The organism is Shewanella algidipiscicola (assembly GCF_003605125.1).
Lineage (GTDB): Bacteria > Pseudomonadota > Gammaproteobacteria > Enterobacterales > Shewanellaceae > Shewanella > Shewanella algidipiscicola.
Map to the genome: position 1 here is coordinate 60,972 of NZ_QPQT01000007.1, position 17,661 is coordinate 78,632.

Genomic DNA, 17,661 nt, shown 5'->3' on the forward strand with positions numbered 1-17,661 from the left:
AATTGTAGGATTTGAGTTGGCGATTGTGCCAAGTCGTCACGGATAAAGCTAAGTCTTTTCTACTGTTCGATATCTACCGTATAAATACAGACACGATTACGGCCACTATTTTTAGCATGGTAGAGCGCCTTATCTGCACGTTCGACCAAGGTGTTGACCTGTTGGTCGTCGACAATTACCTCGGCATACACCCCAACACTAATCGTAAGCGGAATGGCATTGGCCCCCCAACTTAGCGGTAGCTGAAATACGGTTACTCTTATTAATTCAGCGACTTTTTCGGCGCCATCAATAGAGGTATTGGGCAGTATCATAGCAAATTCTTCACCGCCAAAACGTGATACTAGATCACTTGGGCGCCTTAACTTTTGTTTTAACGCTTGGGCTATCTGTTTCAGTGCTTGGTCGCCCGCGAGATGTCCATAAGTATCGTTAATGGCTTTAAAACGGTCGATATCGATCATCAAGACGCTGAGCGGCGTTTGCTGACGGCGACTGAGACGGCCTTCAGCTTGTAAACGTTTTTCAAATGCGGCGCGATTTTTCACTCCGGTGAGGCTGTCGACAGTATTTTGTTCGGTTAGCTTTTGATTGGCCTCATTAAGCTCACGAAGGGCTATTTCGAGTTCTAAAGTGCGCTCTTGCACCATCTGCTCGAGTTTTTCATTGCTGTTGGCTTCGGCTTGAAGGGCTTCTTCTTTTGCCTGGCGAATACGTCTGGATTGCTCTAATGCTTGATGTTGTATTTTTAGCTTAGTTTTACGCTCATCATTGTAGCGCAGTGCTAACACTGCTGTCATAAAGAGGATTTCAAAGTTCAGCCCGATGAGCATCGGCGTTTGTGGCAGCATAGGTAGATATACTATTCCTAAGTACATCATGGCGGTAATGAATGAGCCTATCAACATACCCGACCACGCAAAGGTGTAGAGCTTGGCTAGCTTATGCCCTTGCAAGCTGAGCATAACCGCTATCACCATTAGCAACAGGCTGACGATAAGCACCGCGAGGATATCGACGGTTAAGGCGAGTGGGTAACGGATAAATGGTATCAGTAACGTCAGTATCAATGTGCTAGTAGCACTGTAGCGACACAGTTTTAACATCAACAGGTTATTATCTCTAAGCTGCAGTACTCTTTCGGAGAACAGCAACATAAAAGTAATGCCGATAGGGATAAGTAACGGGATGATAGCTTCTTGCACTGTAGGCCAGTCGGGCCATAAGTAACGTGCAGGCAGACCATGCAGCGTTGCGACCAGTAGAGTCACAGTCAACACATAACCCGCATAAAGGCTGTAACTGGGCGAGCGCGATATGATGCCTATAAACAGGCTTAATAGGCCGATGGCAAGCAAGGCACCAAGCTGTAATCCTTGGTATAAGGATTGGCTTTCAGTGGTTCTGATCATCCCATTAGAGGATTTAAGGGTTAGGGGGACACTCGCGCTGCCCTGTGTTTCGATACGCAGATAAAAGGTGTGTACCTGATCTGGCGCTAAATTAAACGAATGCACAAACTGGTTATGCACCATAGGGCGTAAAGAAAAGGGGTACGCATCCCCCATCTCTAGATGGACTGTCTGCTCTGCGTTAGGCTGATGATATAGGTAGATTTTATCTAAATGCGGATTACCTATGGTTAAGTAACGCTTAATTTTCTCACCCGTCGCATTGTATAAGCTGAACTTTATCCAAAAAGGCTTAACCGCTAATGCTTGATTAAAAATGGGATCTATCTTTTTCCAGCGACTTGGATTGAGCGATTGAATATCGTCTAGCCGTTGGAGCTTGTCATCTTGCACATAATAGAGCCATGGCGATAGGTCGATGATATCGTCATCGCCGACAGGCAACAAAGTGTGAGCTACGCTACTGGTTGAGAGGCAGCATAATATGAGAATGATGAGCAGAGGGTTAAAATGCTTCATAATTCGCCTGCAAATCAAAAAAAGCACAAGTGTTGGCGTAGACTTGGGCGGCGAACTCATTAGCTGGCTGGCCTCTTAGTTGGGCAACATATTGGCTAATATAGGGCAGATATTGCGGCAGGTTTTTACTCGACTTAGGCTTGGGGCGCATGCTACGCGGCAGCAAATAAGGACTATCGGTTTCGAGCATGATTCGTTCCGCTGGAATATCGCCAACCAAGGAGGCCAATTCCGTCCCGCGCCGCTCGTCACACACCCAGCCTGTGATGCCAAGGTGCAGGTCGAGTTCAATATAGCGTTCTAGGCTGTGCCTATCACCCGTAAAGCAATGCAATAAGGCACCTTTAAGCTGAGGGCGATACTCTTTGAGGATCTCGACAAAATCATGGTGGGCATCGCGCTCATGCATTAATACAGGCATATTGAGGTCAACCGCCAGCGCCAGTTGCTTAGCAAAGGCGCTGCGCTGCATGGGTCGCGGCGAGAAATCGCGATTATAGTCTAAGCCACACTCGCCGATGGCTACTACGGCCGGATGTTGGGCTAGCTGGCGTAAGCGAGTAGAGCTGTTCGCATCCCACTCACTGGCGTGATGTGGATGCACCCCAGCAGTGGTCAAAAGCGCCTCAGGGTAGCGCTGCGCGCAATCAATGGCTTGCTGACTTTCCTCTAGGCTACTGCCAATGACAATGAGTGGCGAGACCCCTTGTGCCGCCGCAGCGTGTATCACGTTATCGATATCATTTTCTAATGCACTGCCAACTAAGTTAACAGCGATATCTATATGGCTTGGCATTAGTTAATTCGTTTAACCCTAATCGTGGTGTTGCTGCCCTCTTTACCGAGCAGAAAAGAGCCTAGCGCCGCTCGTTCAATTTGTACTTTATCGCCGCTAGATACTCGAAAGCGACGGCTGTCGATCTGTTTCCATTGCTGGCCATTTTCGAAGCTGAACTTTAACGTGCCATAGGGATCTTTATCGACCTGTTTGACCGTTAGCCACATGGCATCAATTTGTTCTTGTTTGACTACTTTACCAAAGTTTTCTTGAGCCGACTCTGTCAGTGTAGTTTGAGCGGTTTCTGTTTGCGATGCAGCAACCTCTGCGGTATGGGTAGGCACTTCATTTACATCAGTAGAGACTTGTTTCGCGGCGCGATTCATCGCTTGTGCCGCAAGGGTGTCATAACAGATTAGCCGTTCAAGTTTATCGGTTTTGGCTGCACATTGGGCAAGTTGTTCTTCAATATCGGCAACGGCGTGAAGAGAAAGCAATAGGCTTGAAAGTGTTATCCAGCGTAAACCATGGGTAAAACGAGAGGTCATGAAAAAGCTCCTTTTTATTATGAACGCTAAGCAAACGAGACTCTCAAAAACGAACAGCTACCCGAATTGGATAGCTGTTCATGTAAGCCATTAACCAAGCGCTGTGGCTAGATTATTCCGCTTGTGTTTGCTCATCATCTTCTTCTGTGTCCTTTTTACTGTAGAAACGGGCCGCAAGCAATCCCCCTTCGAACAATATTAACATCGGAATCGCTAACATGGTTTGCGAGATAATGTCGGGTGGGGTCAATAACATGCCGATAATAAAGGCACCCACCACAATATAGGGACGTTTGGCTTTGAGCTCTTCAGGTGTGGTCACTCCCGCCCAGCAAAGCAGGATCACCGCAATAGGGATTTCGAAGGCTAAACCAAAGGCAAAAAACAGCTTAAGCACGAAACTCAGATAACTACTGATATCGGTAGCTACTTGCACCCCCTCAGGGGCAACACTGGTAAAGAAACCAAATACCACAGGGAATACAATGTAATAGGTAAAGGCTATCCCTAAATAAAACAGTAATGTACTGCTGGTGAGCAGTGGCACCATTAGGCGTTTTTCGTGCTTGTACAAACCTGGAGCAATAAATGACCAGATTTGAAATAGCACATAGGGGATGGCGATAAAGAACGCCAGCACTAAGGTTAATTTAAACGGAGCGAAGAAGGGCGCGGCCACATCTGTTGCGATCATGCTACTGGTGTCTGGTAGCACATCCATCAGAGGCGTTGCCATATAATGATAGATATCGTTCGCCCAGTAGACTAGGCAAATAAACACCAAAAGCACACTACCAATCGCTTTAAGTAACTTGTTACGTAACTCAAGCAGATGGCTAATTAACGGTTGCTGTTGCGACATGGACTACCCGTCAGATTTATCTGTTGAAGTGCTGCCTTTGGCTGTACCTGTCGTCTTAGGGGTTGAGTCACTGCTGGCACTGTCTGTGCTACTCGGTTTCTCTTCTACCTGATAAGGACGATTAACAGATTGGGCTGCTTCTTTTAATTGATCGATTGAATCCTGTAATTCAGGCGAAAGATTCTTTAGCCCTTGGCTTTCAGCCTTCTTCAGGTCTGAATGCAGTTGCTCTATTTTAAGCTCTTGCTCGAGCTCATCTTTTACTGAATTGGCCATGCGCTTCATGGCGCGGATCCAGCCACTAATTGAGCGTACTGCAACCGGAAGCCTTTCAGGGCCAAGAACCACTAGCCCCAAAATACCGATCAACAGTAACTCCATAAAGCCGATACCGTCGAACATAAGGATTTACGCCTGTTCTTTGTCCTTGGGCTCAGTCTTTTTTTCATCAGCCTGAGCGGTTTTTTCTGCAGAGGTGTTTTCTGCAGCAGTTTTTTCTTCTAGTGCTTTCTTTTCATCTTCAGAAGACATGGCGTTTTTGAAGCCTTTTACTGCACCACCTAGATCGCCGCCAAGTGAGCGTAATTTCTTCGTGCCAAACAGTAAAACTACGATTAAAGCAATGATAAGGAGTTGCCAAATACTAATGCCACCCATGTAACGTTCCTCTTTAATTTAACTCTTTAGTAAGACTGGTTCTATTATGAACCTTTGGTTATTTAGTGCTAGCTAAAATTTGCGATTCTTTGGTCTAGATCGCCATCCGAATAACCATAATATGGCCCCGATCCCGATAGACCCGTAAGAGGCCCATAGTGTAGCGTTTTGTGCGAACAAAATAGTGCCACAGATCACTAAAACTGCCGATGTCACTAAAAGGTAGTTACTTTTGTGGGCTTTTTGCTGTTGTTTTAAGTAGCGTTCTAGGAGTAAATTTTGGCTGTTTACGAAATTTTTACCCATTTTAAGATTATCGTAAATTAGCTCTGGCAGTTCCGGCAATTTATCGGCCCAGTAGGGGAACTCTTTTTTAATTTTTTTGGCCATGCCGATGGGGCCAATTTGCTCGGCCATCCAGCCTTCGAGAAACGGCTTGGCCGTTTTCCATAAGTCCAGCTGCGGATAGAGCTGGCGCCCAAGTCCTTCAATATAAAGTAAGGTTTTTTCAAGCAGCACCAATTGTGGCTGCACCACCATATCGAAGCGGCGTGCGGTTCTAAATAGTTCTAGCAGCACATGGCCAAAGGAGATTTCGTCCAGTGGTTTATTAAACATCGGCTCACACACCACTTTAATGGCTTGCTCGAAGGCGACGATATCGGTATCGGCAGAAACCCAGCCTGATTCGATATAGAGCTGGGCAATACGGGTATAATCACGGTTGAAGAAGGCGAGGAAGTTCTCGGCTAGGTAACGCTTATCTTGTTCGGTTAAGGTGCCCATAATGCCGCAATCTAGGCCGATATAGAAAGGATCTTCCGGGTGTTCAGTGCTAATAAAGATGTTGCCCGGGTGCATGTCTGCGTGGAAAAAGTTATCGCGAAACACTTGGGTGAAAAATAGCTCAACGCCGCGTTCGGCCAGTAACTTAAGGTTGGTGCCTTGGGCTTCTAACGCGGCCTTGTCTGATACTGGAATACCATAGATGCGTTCCATGACGATTAAGCGTGTAAAGCAAAACTCTTCATACATAAATGGCACATACAGTGAGCCAGAGTCGAGAAAGTTATTGCGTAGCTTAATGGCGTTAAGCGCTTCCAATTTTAGGTTTAATTCGCCTTCAATCGTGGTGCGATAATCCTCTACCACTTCGGCCGGACGTAAGCGATTACCTTGGCCTAACAGAGTTTCTAAAAACTGAGCGCTCTGGCTCATTAATTGAAGATCGGCATGCACTTGCGCTTCAACATTGGGCCTGAGTACCTTGAGTACCACTTCGGCACCGCTCGATTTTAATTTGGCGGTATGCACCTGAGAAATCGACGCCGATGCCAAAGGCACATCGTCAAAATCGTCAAAGTAGGTTTCAATGGGGGCGCCCAGTTCGGCCTCAATTTGAGCTTTTGCCACTGAAGAGTCGAAAGGCGGCACGCGATCTTGCAGCATGGCCAGTTCTTCGGCCCATTCATCACTGAGCAGATCACGGCGAGTCGACAGCATCTGGCCAAATTTAATGTAAACCGGCCCCAGCTCTTGCATAGCCAGTTTGAGGCGTTCACCACCCACTTTGTCTTTATGTTTGTTGCGTAACCAGAAAAAGCTGCAGCGCAGCAGTCTAAAATACCAAGGCTTTAGCTTTGATGGGATAAGCTCATCTAGGCCGTAATTGAGTGCAATTTTAATGACTTGGTATGCGCGCCGAATGCTTTTGACTGTCATTTTGTCTTGTGAGTCCTGGTTATGAGTCGTTCGATCCTTTGGTTTAAGACATCAGTATCGTTTTTAAGCTCATCGATTCTATCACTAAAATGAATAAATTCGATTTTGTGTGGACTGAGGCGATACTCTTCGACAACGAGCTGGCCGACATGGTCGCGGCTCTTATTAAATATGTCCGCGAGCCCTTGTCTGAGTTGTTTGGCGCCTTGTTGCAACATATGGGTTGGCGCATCGCCAATCCATTTTGACAGAGGCTCAGCAAAATCAAACTCTACCTGTTGCATGAAGTGGCTAAAACTTTGCAGTAGATTGAGATCGCCTTCGAGTTTGAGTTTATCTTGTTTAATCAACTCGGTGAGATTAGCGCCTTCGGTGAGGCGATACAGAGTGGTGATGTCAACTTCAACCTGAGTGGTAATCTCATCATCATATTGACTAAAGACTTGGATCTCTTTGGCAAATAACAGGTAAATGGGCCAGCTAAGTTGGGTCAATTGTATGCACAGCACCTTGCCATGCAGCGTATGCTGTTTGGCATACGCTTGCGGGGACTGTTTGACAGCTTGCTGTAATGCGGTTTCAATTGCCGCGCTAAGCAGCAATACAATGTCACGTTTCATGCGTTACCTAGTCGGCTGAAGCAAAAGGGGAAAGATTAAAACTTATAGCCTTTGTGCAGCGCCACAATACCGTCGGTCATGTTGGTGTATTCAACCTGTTCGAAACCGGCATCGATCATCATGCTCTTCAGGGTCTCTTGATCAGGGTGCATACGGATTGACTCGGCTAAGTACTCATAGCTTCCCGCATCTTTAGTGATCAAGTCACCCATCTTAGGTAAGATTTTAAAGCTATACAGATCATACAGCTTACGCATCACTTCATGTTTAGGTTTAGAAAACTCAAGTACCAACAGCTTTCCACCTGGCTTTAATACCCGCAGCATAGAGCGGATAGCCGCATCTTTATCGGTCACATTACGTAGGCCAAAAGCGATGGTGATAATATCAAAATAATTATCTGGAAACGGTAATGCTTCGGCATTGGCTTGCACGTAGTTTACGTTACCCACAACGCCACGGTTTCGCAGCTTATCACGGCCAACCTTGAGCATGGACTCGTTAATATCGGCAAGGATCACCTGGCCTTTATTACCCACGATGTGGGAGAACTTGGCAGTAAGATCGCCCGTGCCGCCGGCAAGGTCCAATACTTTCATACCTGGACGCGCACCCGCACTCTCTATGGTTAAGCGCTTCCAAAGACGATGAATACCAAAGGACATGACATCATTCATAATGTCGTACTTGGCTGCGACTGAGTGAAAAACGTCGGCCACAAGGTCCGCTTTTTTCTCTGCTTCTACCGTCTTATAACCGAAATGGGTATTGTTGGGTGAGCCCTCTGACATTTATTGTATTCCTGTGCTTCGCTACTGTTATGGCGAGTGTAAGTGAATGATGCTCATTGCAGAATCATTCATCTGTGACTCTGTGATCGATGTTAATAATCCATGTGCCGATTTTATAAAAATGCGCGTTGGCGCAGAGTTTAAAAAATTGAACGCCGCATTACATCATAATATTAGCCATAAGCCAAATTCCCCAGAGCCAATTACCCTATGGGTTGCCTCGCTATTCGTCCCTGCATGTAGGCATAGATCAGTTCGCTAATACTTTGACCTGTTTCCCTGCGTCCAGCATCGCTGCCAGCGTTATGACAACTCGGGGCGGCTTCGGCCAAATGCAAATAACAGGCGTTGGTGCGCAGCCCTATTTGATTAACGTAATAGAGAGCGTCCAGTAGCGGGATCCCTGCTGCCGTTGAAGCGCTGCTGGGCATATTAATGATGGCATCCATATCCAGCTCAACCGCCACGGGTGAACCGCTGTCGTTAAGTTGGGTGACTATCTCATCGATGGCCTGTTTGAGGCTCAGTTCTTGGCGCACCCAGATGGCCTGCAGGGTATGCCACTTGCCGCCAAAGGCGCTGAGTTGGTCTAAAGTTTGTTGGCTATTTTTGAGCTCATGCATGCCCAGTACATGGTAGTAACCCAGTGCGCCACTGGCTGCGGCGTAACTGAATCCATTACCGCTGTGGCGGCCTTCTCTAGGGCGAAAGTCGGCATGCGGGTCGAGGTTGACGGCGGCGATCGGGCGCTTCATCACTTGCTTGCTCGCCATCAAGAGTCCGTAGGCGTTGTTATGGCCGCCACCAATCACGATAGGTTCTAAGCCGGCGGCAATGATGCTGCTGACGATATGGATCACTCGCTCATCGAGGTGCTCAACATGCGCTCTTAATGTTTGGGTGGTTGCGCTTGCGGGCAGTTGCAAATCGTGAGTATTAACTTGCCCAAGCACCATACACTGCTTAGCGTCGAAAAATTGATTTGATTGCAGATTACACCATTGGCTCATGGTTGCTTCGAACGCATCAACCGCGCCGCCACGACCAAGGTTGGCTCGCGGGCCGATATCTTCGCCTATCCCTAAGATGACAAATCGCACACCTTGTTGTTTGGCATCGGCTAATGCGGTGTTTAATGGCGTGTCGCCATCGTAACAATACAGGGCTTGTCCTAGCTTGGTTTCGCCTTCACGAACATGGGTGAAGGTGCTGCACAGTTGGCGGGTAAAGGGGAGCAGTGTTGGCATGGTCATGGCCCTATATTATTGTTGATGCCTCAATTGTACTATTGTGGCCCACAAACCTAGCGGCTGGCAATTGTGCGTAAATGCAGGAGACCGCGCCAGAGTCGCTTGACGCGTTGGGCTTAACCGTTGTTGCTCGGGCTATTGAGAAGTGGCGCCAGTTTGAGCAGCTCGGCAACATTATTGGCTCCCAATTTGCTCATCATTTTTGCTCGGTGCACCTCAATGGTGCGCAGGGCGACGCACAGCTGGTTGGCCATCTGTTTATTGGTGTGGCCGGCGATGACTAATTTGAAAATTTGGGTTTCTCGCTCAGACAAGGTGTCGATAAGCTGTTGGTGGCGAAGCTTCCAATGTTGGCGTTCACTGTAGTGCAAGCCTTTAGCGATAGACTCGGATAACGCCGCGCCTTGGACGGGCTTTTGGAAAAAGTCGAACGCCCCATTTTTAAACGCATCGACCGCCATCGGCACATCGCCATGGCCGGTGAGAAAAATCACTGCCAGCGGGCTTCTGACTTGGTGTAATAAGCGCTGCACCTGTGGCCCGCTCATCGAGGGCATTTTGGCATCTAAAATCACGCAGCCGGGCTGGGTCAGATCGACACTGGACAGAAAGTCATCGCCAGCGTTAAAGCTGGTTATCTCATAGCCATACCCCACCATTAAAAAACTGATCGCATCGATGATCGCTTCATCATCGTCGACAAGATACACGGGACTAGACGAGGGTGTTGGCACGGCGGTTCCTTTATTGAGTTTTGATAACTATTTGGCAGCGATGACTATGATTGATATCGCAGATGCGGCCATTTAGCCAACTATTTTAGGTAAAGCATGAGGCGCATCACGTGGCGATCTGCTATCGATACCGTAAGCTGTGCTAAGCGTATCGATTGAGGAGCATTGTGTGTATAAATACCTACTGCATGCATTGGCTGTGTGTTGCTTATTGAGTAGTTTATTCTGTTGTTCTGCCCATGTTTTTGCCCAGCCGCAACAGCTATATGTCGGCGTGTTGGCTAACTGGGGGCATCAACAAGCCATGGAGCGCTGGACGCCCATGATGACCTATTTAAATCAACAGGTACCCGGCACGCAATTTCATGTATTTCCGGGTAATTTTGAAGCCTTAAATCTTGCTATGGAGCTAGGGCAGATCCAGTTTATTATCACTAACCCGGGGCAATATCTGTATCTGTCGAACCAGTATCCGCTGTCTTGGTTAGCCACCATGCGCTCTCGGCGGCATAACGGCAGCACTACGGCTATCGGCTCGGCCATTGTGGTGAAAGCCGAAAGTGATTATCGCACCTTGTATGATTTAAAAGATAAAATCATCGCTGCCAGCGATCCCCATGCATTAGGCGGTTATCAGGCGACCGCAGGATTAATGCATAAATTAGGCATGGATGCTGACCACTATTTTGGCCAAGTTAAGTTTGTTGGCTTTCCGCTCGATCCCTTGTTGTATCAAGTGAGGGACGGCCATGTCGATGCCGCGATCACCCCCTTGTGTACGCTTGAGGATATGGTGGCGCGCGGCTTGTTAAATCCTGCCGATTTTAGAGTGCTTAACCCGAGTCGTCCCGAAGGGTATGACTGCCAGTGCAGCACTAAGCTCTATCCTAATTGGTCGTTTGCGACCAATGAAAGTGTCGATATTAATCTTAGCCAACAAATTAGTCAGGCATTAATGGCATTACCAGCCGAGCATCCGGCCGCAGTGAGCGGCCAACTAATGGGCTGGACGTCGCCCATTAGTCAGCTAGCCGTTATCCAACTGTATGGTGACTTACATGTGATCTCGCAGGAAAAAAGCCGTTTAAACGCCCTGCAAACTTGGCTCAATGAAAATCGCCATTGGGGCATCTTGGCTGTGGTCATTTTTTTAGTGGCGACGGTATATCACTTGTGGATCGAGTACCGTTTTCACCAAAAAAGTGAGTCATTGGTCAGCACAGAGCGACAATTAAAGCAGCAAGCTATTGCGTTAGAGCGGCTGCAAAGCGCCTCTATGATTGGCGAAATTGGCGCGGGGCTGGCTCATGAGATCAACCAGCCTATTGCGGCCATCACCAGTTATAGCGAGGGCGGCATCATGCGCATGCAAGGCGGGCAATTGACTGAGGCGGAAGCCACCATAGACTTGCTGCAAAAAATTCATAAGCAGTCGACCCGTGCGGGGGAAGTGGTGCACAGGATCCGGGGTCTACTCAAGCGCAAAGAGGCGGTGATGGATGATGTGAACATTCTCACTCTGGTGGATGAGAGCCTGTCTCTGCTGCGTTTAGAGTTGATGCGCCGCGATATCGAGGTGGTCAAAGAGATCAGCGGTGAGCCGTTTTTTATTAGTGCCGATCGCGTCGGTCTGCTGCAAGTATTGATTAACCTGATTAAAAACAGTATCGATGCCATTGCCGAGCGTCCCGATGATACAGGGCGAGGGCAGATCATAATTACGCTGCAGTTTCATGAACACCAAGTAGATGTACTGGTGATCGATAATGGCCCTGGATTGACGCAACAGGCCGCCACCGTGATGGCAACGTTTTTTACCACCAAAACCGAAGGGTTAGGCTTAGGATTAGCCATCTGTAATGAGGTGATAAAAGAGCATAACGGCGGTTTCACACTAGAAAATCGTGACGATGGCCATAGCGGATGCGTGGCTAAAATCGCGCTAAAGCGTAGAGGGTGCCAACAAGCGGTGCAGATTTAACGGTTAGTGACTCATCTGCTTTCGATAAAACAGGATCGAAGTAATGGATTGTTTTTCATTGCTTTATTTACATGCGTCGCACGAATACTATTCGATATGTGGTTTACCACACTATACAAAATTAGCGCTGTGTGTTGGTGAAATTATCGACTATGAAGTCGATCACAAACTGACCTGTCAGTGGTTCGATATGTGGTATACCACAATGTGCAACCACTCCTCCCTTGGTAACAATGGTGAAAACCGAATGACATCTGATGGTGTTCTCCCACGCAATTAATCGGGATGAGATACCAGCTTAGGTCTGTCGGTATCATTGTTAATTGGGAGAGAAATCATGAAACTTGATCGGCGTACCTTTATTAAAGGGGCTGGTGCTGGGACCGCAGGTTGCGTATTTGCGACTTTGCCGGGCTCATTAGCAGCGCTAGGGCAAACGGGGTTAAGCGGCAGTGCAGAATCGGTCGCCAGTATCTGTGAGATGTGCTCGACAAGATGCCCCATTTCGGCGCGAGTCGTGAATGGTAAAAACGTCTCCATATTGGGCAACAAGAAAGCCAAGTCTTTTGGTGGCGCAGTCTGTGCGCGTGGCGGCGCAGGCCATAGTCAGCTGTACGACAAACAACGTATCGTTAAACCGCTCAAGCGGGTGGGTGAGCGCGGTGAAGGCAAGTGGGCCGAAATCGAATGGGATGAAGCTTATGCCATCATTGCCGAAAACCTCAATAAGATAAAAGCCCAGCACGGCGCCGAATCGGTGGCATTTTCCTCTAAGTCTGGCTCACTTTCGGGTCACCTTTTTCATCTGGCTAAGGCTTTCGGTAGCCCAAACACCTTTACCCACGCCTCTACGTGTCCGGCCGGTTATGTGGTGGCTGCCAAGGCGATTTTTGGGGGCAAAGTCAAACGTGATTTAAGTAACTCTAAATACATCATTAACTTTGGTCATAACCTGTATGAAGGCATCAATATGTCTGAGACGCGGGGCATGATGAATGCACAAATGGAGAAGGGCGCCAAGCTGGTGGTGTTTGAGCCTCGCTTCTCGATTGTGGCCGATAAAGCCGACGAATGGTACGCCATCAAGCCGGGCACCGACGTTGCGGTAGCGTTGGCGATTTGCCACACCCTTATTGAAGACGATCTGTATGATAAGGCTTTTGTCGCCCAGTACGTTGCTGGTTTCGACGCGTTTGCGCAAGAGGTTAAAGCCTACACGCCTGAATGGGCCGAATCGGTCAGTGATGTGCCCGCTGAAGATATTCGTCGTATTACGCATGAATATGCCGCCGCAGCGCCTCATGCCGTAGTGGACTTTGGCCACCGCTCTTCATTTACCACCGAAGAGTTTGAGATGCGCCGCGCCCTTTATGCCGCCAACGTGTTAATTGGTAATATCGAGCGTAAAGGGGGGCTTTATTTTGGTAAGAAAGCCTCTAAGTACAATAAGTTTGCTGGTGAAAAAGTAGCGCCCACCTTGGCGAAACCTGGGGTAGAGGGGATGCCTTCTATCGATGCCAAGCGTATCGATATGGTCGATGATCAATATGCCTTATTGTGGTCATCGGGGGGGATCTACCAAACGATCTTAGATGCCACATTAGAGGCCAAGCCTTATCAGCTGCATGGCTGGGTGATGAGCCGTACCAATCCGATGCAGACCATGACTGACAGAGCACGCATTGTTGAGACCATGCAAAAGCTCGATTTTATCGTCGCCTGCGATATCTACATCAGTGAAAGCGCCGCTTATGCCGATATTTTCCTGCCTGAATCGACCTACCTTGAGCGTGATGAGGAGATTGTCGATAAGTCGGGTAAAAACCCCGCTTACTACGTGCGTCAACGTGTGGTCGACACCATAGGCGACACTAAACCCAGCTGGATGATTTGGAAGGAGTTAGCCAATCAGCTCGGGCAAGGGCTGTACTTCCCTTGGGATAACATGGAAACCTTGCAGCTGTTTCAAGTCGATAAAGATGCGGCGCTGCTCAACACCATTAAACGTGATGGTTGGGTCAGCTATGGTAAGCCCTTGATGCTGCGTGAACGGGAGATGGTCAAGACCTTTACCGATACCTACCCCAATGCTAAAGCGGTCGATGATGATGGCACTTATGCCAGCCAGCTAAGCTTTAAAACCCCGTCTGGCAAGATTGAGCTGAGCTCAGATAAAGTGGAGCAAATGGCGCCAGGGCGGGGGGTTATCCGTTATCGCGAAGTGACCATGAAGAAGGCCGACGAGCTGTTTTTCATCCAAGGAAAAGTTGCGGTGCACACCAATGCGGGCACGCAAAATGTCCCTATGCTGGCTAATCTAATGTCGGATAATGCGGTATGGATCCATCCCATCACGGCGGGCTTATTGAACATTGCCAACGGTGACGCGATTCGCATCTATAACGCGACTGGCAGCGAAGAGGGGCATGCCTTGGTCACGCCGGGTATTCGTCCCGATACCGTGTTTGCCTATATGGGCTGTGGTTCTAAAAACAAAGAGCTAGCCCGCGCCACGGGTAAAGGCGTGCATTGTGGCAACCTACTTCCTCATATTACCTCTCCGGTTACGGGTATGAATTTACATACCACCGGGGTCAAAATTGCCAAGCTGTAATCGGAGTTCATTATGACTAAACGTTATGTTCTTGTGCACGATGAAAATAAGTGCATTGGCTGCCAAGCCTGTAATGTGGCCTGCCGCAGTGAAAATAATGTGCCTGAGTCGGTGACCCGGCTTCAGGTACGCATCGAGGGGCCTTACGGTAACTTTCCTCATCTGCATTTTAAATACAATCGCGTCTCTTGTGAGCAGTGTGAAAACGCGCCATGCGTCAAGGTGTGTCCTACGGGCGCGGCTTACGTTAACGCCGATGGCATTGTCTCAATAAATGAAAACAAGTGTGTCGGCTGCCTCTATTGTGTTGCCGCTTGCCCCTACAAGGTGCGCTTTATTAATCCGGAAACTCGGGTGCCAGACAAGTGTGATTTTTGTAAGGAGACGCGCCTTGCTCGTGGTGAAGACCCTGCCTGTGTCAGTGTTTGCCCAACCCAAGCCTTAGTGTTTGGCGATGCCAATGATCTGAATTCAGAGGTTCGCAAGGTGTTAGATACTAAGCCGCATTATCAGCAAAAGGTGAATCTTGGCACAGAGCCAAGGGTCTATCGCATTCCTAGCCGTAAAGGGGGGATTAAAGCATGAACAATATTTGGGGCTCCATGGAGCAATATGATCCAGTCGTCTGGAACTGGATAATCGCAGTCTACCTGTTTATGGCAGGCTTATCGGCAGGTTCTATGTTAGTGGCGATAGGGCTTAAATGGTACAAGCAGAGCCGAGGGCTACCCACTGATGGCTTGCCTGTGATTAAGGCCGCGGCGGTGATAGGGCCAGTGGCTATCTGTTTGGGCATGGCGTTATTGGTGCTGGATTTGACTAAACCGTTTGAGTTTTATCATATCTTACTCAATTACAACTTAACGTCTGTGATGGCATGGGGGGTTATCGCCCTGTTGATTTACATTCCTTTGGTGTTTGTGTTTGCGGCGCTAGTGTTTGAAAAGCAGGTGCTGCACTACGCTCCTTGGTTAGCGGGCATCTTGTCGGTCTGCCGTCAGGTTGAAGGCAGTTTGAATAAGCTGATTTTTGCGCTGGCACTCGGCGTTGGGGTCTACACCGGATTTTTGCTGTCGGCGATGATCAGCTATCCGATCCTCAATACTGCAGTGTTACCGGCGCTGTTCTTAGCTTCGGCGCTCTCGGTCGGTTCGGCTGGTAATATTTTGGTAGCAACGCTGTTTTTCAGTAAGAAAGAGTCTGACTGTATCGAGCAGGTGCACCGTATCGAGTACCCTGTCGCGTTTAATGAGGCGCTCTGTTTAGTGCTGCTGTTTGTCGGGCTTAACTTTTCCGGTCCTGCCGCGCAGGCGGCGACGGCGGCTATCACTACCGGGACTTGGGCAAGCGTCTTTTGGATTGGCGTGGTGGGCTTAGGGCTAGGTGTGCCTGTGCTCGCCAGCTCGCTGGCACCGAAGGCGTGGCGACACAGTAAAGGTTTTTTAATTACCGTGTCTTGTAGCACGATTCTTGGGGTGTTGGCCTTGCGGCACTTCGTGGTCTATGCGGGACAAAGCTATATTAGTTAATGGGCCATGTTACTTGGGTTAACTTATCGCGTTAGCCCAAATTGTGGCTGCGACTAAGTATTTAATCGTTAAATTAAAAAAGGATGATGACCCTGTAGGGCATCATCCTTTTTTCTGCTTAGCATCTGTGCTGTTAAGTTAGCGTACGTGACTTTTACTTATGTGACTTTTTGCTTACGTAACTTATGCTACCTACGTGGCGGGCGCCGATATTCAATACGCAGCCTTGTTATGGCTGTAATGGGAGTTTGTCTGGCAAGCTCAAACGGTTGTCAGAGGCTTAATCGATATCTAATGGCTCTGGCGACAAAATAATCCCTGTGTTGTCTGCATACAGGTGATCGGCAGGTAAGAAGGTTACGCCACCAAAGTTAACTGGTACTTCGAGCTCGCCTACACCATGGCCATCGGCGCCAACTGGGATAGAGGCAATGGCCTGAATGCCAATATCGAGATCTTCCAGCGCATCAACATCACGTACCGAACCGTAAATGACAATGCCTTCCCAGTTATTAGCGACCGCAATTTCTGCGATTGAGGCATCGAGTAGGGCGCGGCGTAATGAACCACCACCATCAACCAGCAACACCTTGCCTTCGCCATCTTGCTGCAGAACTTCTGCGATTAAGCCATTGTCCTCGAAGCATTTGATGGTGCTAATTGAACCGCCAAAAGAGCTACAACCACCGTAATTACTGAACATGGGTTCGACGACATCGACCATATCAATGTAAGTGTCACAAAGTTCTGAGGTGTTGTATTCCATAAGTCATACTCCTGTAGAAAGGCATTTTGCTTGGATAAATCAGCAACATATTAGTACCAGCCAGTATATAAGGGATTCTTAAAAAGAAAAGCGTTATCAATCACGCAATTGTCGATAAAACCAGCTTTCATGCCAGTTGGTGTAATGTTTCTATCATTGGTGGTAAAACATACTGAAAACATGACCCACCTCATTAAATAACGTATTTTTATTACACATTGTGTATGGTTTTGCTAATATAGCTGCAGTAATTGATAACGTTAATTTAACTTGCTTTAGGGGCATGGATCCCCCAGTTCGCTTACGGATGGTATAGGGTCTTAAGAAGGTGCCTTATGGAAGTTTCAAACACAATTGAATTAATTGGCTATTCTGCGTCATTAATGGTGGCAATATCATTAATGATGAAGGACATCGTTTGGCTAAGAACGCTTAACTTTGCTGGCTGTACACTGTTCGTGATCTACGGCACTTACATCTCTGCATGGCCTGTTGCAGGTATGAACGCTTTTGTCGCTTGTATCAATATCTACCATTTAATCAAAATTGCTCGTAGTAAATCGCAGCTAAATGTCGCGAAAAACGCCTGAGCCCGGCACGTACCAACCTGAGCTCAACTCCTCGGGTTGGTTCTCGTTTGATTGACTAATCCGCCTCCTATCTCTGGTGTGGCCTGAGCCGATACTTAATTCATTCTAGTCGCGCCTTTCTTGTTGCAAGCTTCATGTGTTCGCCCCCTTTATCAGGTATTTTTTAATCGCACTATTACTGAAGGATTATCAGGCGTCTTACTGATAACCGCAGTCTCAAACTCACTTTGCTTGTTTTGGGGGGAGCAGTGCTTTCCCTAGATGGGCCGAATATCATCTTGAAGCTGC

The 17,661-nt window shown here is 48.1% G+C and carries 17 protein-coding genes; 5 read left to right on the forward strand and 12 right to left on the reverse strand.

Translation table 11 applies throughout. From position 1 onward, the window contains the following. Positions 1-59: 59 nt before the first annotated feature. The 11 genes from DVO77_RS08955 to DVO77_RS09005 form a co-directional block, all read right to left on the reverse strand. Positions 60-1,931: a sensor domain-containing diguanylate cyclase gene (locus DVO77_RS08955; RefSeq protein WP_211328793.1), complete on the reverse strand. Its 1,872-nt coding sequence runs from the start codon at positions 1,929-1,931 to the stop codon at positions 60-62. Next, entirely contained in the window at positions 1,918-2,727 is an 810-nt protein-coding gene (locus DVO77_RS08960; protein ID WP_119978090.1) for a TatD family hydrolase, read from the reverse strand. Before DVO77_RS08960 ends, DVO77_RS08955 begins: the two co-directional genes overlap by 14 nt. Then, complete coding sequence (locus DVO77_RS08965; protein WP_119978091.1) at positions 2,727-3,257, reverse strand: type VI secretion system-associated protein TagO; 531 nt, start codon at positions 3,255-3,257, stop codon at positions 2,727-2,729. The genes DVO77_RS08960 and DVO77_RS08965 overlap by 1 nt, the downstream gene beginning before the upstream one ends. 112 nt (positions 3,258-3,369) lie before the next feature. Beyond that, positions 3,370-4,119 (reverse strand): twin-arginine translocase subunit TatC, encoded by a 750-nt coding sequence (tatC, locus tag DVO77_RS08970; RefSeq protein ID WP_119978092.1) that lies wholly within the window; start codon positions 4,117-4,119, stop codon positions 3,370-3,372. A gap of 3 nt (positions 4,120-4,122) precedes the next feature. Next, positions 4,123-4,521, reverse strand: coding sequence for a Sec-independent protein translocase protein TatB (gene tatB / locus DVO77_RS08975; protein WP_110457051.1), 399 nt, complete (start codon positions 4,519-4,521; stop codon positions 4,123-4,125). Positions 4,522-4,527: 6 nt separating this feature from the next. Beyond that, positions 4,528-4,776, reverse strand: coding sequence for a Sec-independent protein translocase subunit TatA (gene tatA / locus DVO77_RS08980; RefSeq protein WP_110457052.1), 249 nt, complete (start codon positions 4,774-4,776; stop codon positions 4,528-4,530). A gap of 72 nt (positions 4,777-4,848) precedes the next feature. Next, on the reverse strand, positions 4,849-6,498 hold the full coding sequence (gene ubiB, locus DVO77_RS08985; RefSeq protein ID WP_119978093.1) for a ubiquinone biosynthesis regulatory protein kinase UbiB: 1,650 nt from the start codon (positions 6,496-6,498) through the stop codon (positions 4,849-4,851). Continuing rightward, positions 6,495-7,118 (reverse strand): ubiquinone biosynthesis accessory factor UbiJ, encoded by a 624-nt coding sequence (locus DVO77_RS08990; RefSeq protein ID WP_119978094.1) that lies wholly within the window; start codon positions 7,116-7,118, stop codon positions 6,495-6,497. The genes ubiB and DVO77_RS08990 overlap by 4 nt, the downstream gene beginning before the upstream one ends. 35 nt (positions 7,119-7,153) lie before the next feature. Next, positions 7,154-7,909: a bifunctional demethylmenaquinone methyltransferase/2-methoxy-6-polyprenyl-1,4-benzoquinol methylase UbiE gene (gene ubiE, locus DVO77_RS08995; protein WP_119978095.1), complete on the reverse strand. Its 756-nt coding sequence runs from the start codon at positions 7,907-7,909 to the stop codon at positions 7,154-7,156. Positions 7,910-8,112: 203 nt separating this feature from the next. Further along, the gene (locus DVO77_RS09000) at positions 8,113-9,156 is read right to left on the reverse strand and encodes a formimidoylglutamase (protein WP_119978228.1); all 1,044 of its coding nucleotides are present in this window, start codon (positions 9,154-9,156) and stop codon (positions 8,113-8,115) included. 119 nt (positions 9,157-9,275) lie between these two features. Continuing rightward, entirely contained in the window at positions 9,276-9,893 is a 618-nt protein-coding gene (locus DVO77_RS09005; protein WP_119978096.1) for a response regulator transcription factor, read from the reverse strand. A 169-nt stretch (positions 9,894-10,062) separates the two neighbouring features. On the opposite strand from DVO77_RS09005, the gene DVO77_RS09010 reads away from it, so the two are divergent. From DVO77_RS09010 to nrfD, 4 genes are all read left to right on the forward strand, one after another. Beyond that, positions 10,063-11,874, forward strand: coding sequence for a sensor histidine kinase (locus DVO77_RS09010; RefSeq protein ID WP_249038139.1), 1,812 nt, complete (start codon positions 10,063-10,065; stop codon positions 11,872-11,874). A gap of 337 nt (positions 11,875-12,211) precedes the next feature. Further along, complete coding sequence (gene phsA, locus DVO77_RS09015) at positions 12,212-14,488, forward strand: thiosulfate reductase PhsA (protein ID WP_162924170.1); 2,277 nt, start codon at positions 12,212-12,214, stop codon at positions 14,486-14,488. Between the two features lie 12 nt (positions 14,489-14,500). Next, the gene (locus tag DVO77_RS09020; protein ID WP_110457057.1) at positions 14,501-15,073 is read left to right on the forward strand and encodes a 4Fe-4S dicluster domain-containing protein; all 573 of its coding nucleotides are present in this window, start codon (positions 14,501-14,503) and stop codon (positions 15,071-15,073) included. Beyond that, positions 15,070-16,017 (forward strand): NrfD/PsrC family molybdoenzyme membrane anchor subunit, encoded by a 948-nt coding sequence (nrfD, locus tag DVO77_RS09025; RefSeq protein WP_119978097.1) that lies wholly within the window; start codon positions 15,070-15,072, stop codon positions 16,015-16,017. The genes DVO77_RS09020 and nrfD overlap by 4 nt, the downstream gene beginning before the upstream one ends. A 280-nt stretch (positions 16,018-16,297) precedes the next feature. Here nrfD and rraA read toward each other — a convergent pair whose 3' ends face one another. Beyond that, positions 16,298-16,783: a ribonuclease E activity regulator RraA gene (gene rraA / locus DVO77_RS09030; RefSeq protein ID WP_110457059.1), complete on the reverse strand. Its 486-nt coding sequence runs from the start codon at positions 16,781-16,783 to the stop codon at positions 16,298-16,300. A 335-nt stretch (positions 16,784-17,118) separates the two neighbouring features. On the opposite strand from rraA, the gene DVO77_RS09035 reads away from it, so the two are divergent. Then, on the forward strand, positions 17,119-17,373 hold the full coding sequence (locus DVO77_RS09035; protein ID WP_119978098.1) for a YgjV family protein: 255 nt from the start codon (positions 17,119-17,121) through the stop codon (positions 17,371-17,373). Positions 17,374-17,661: the final 288 nt, after the last annotated feature.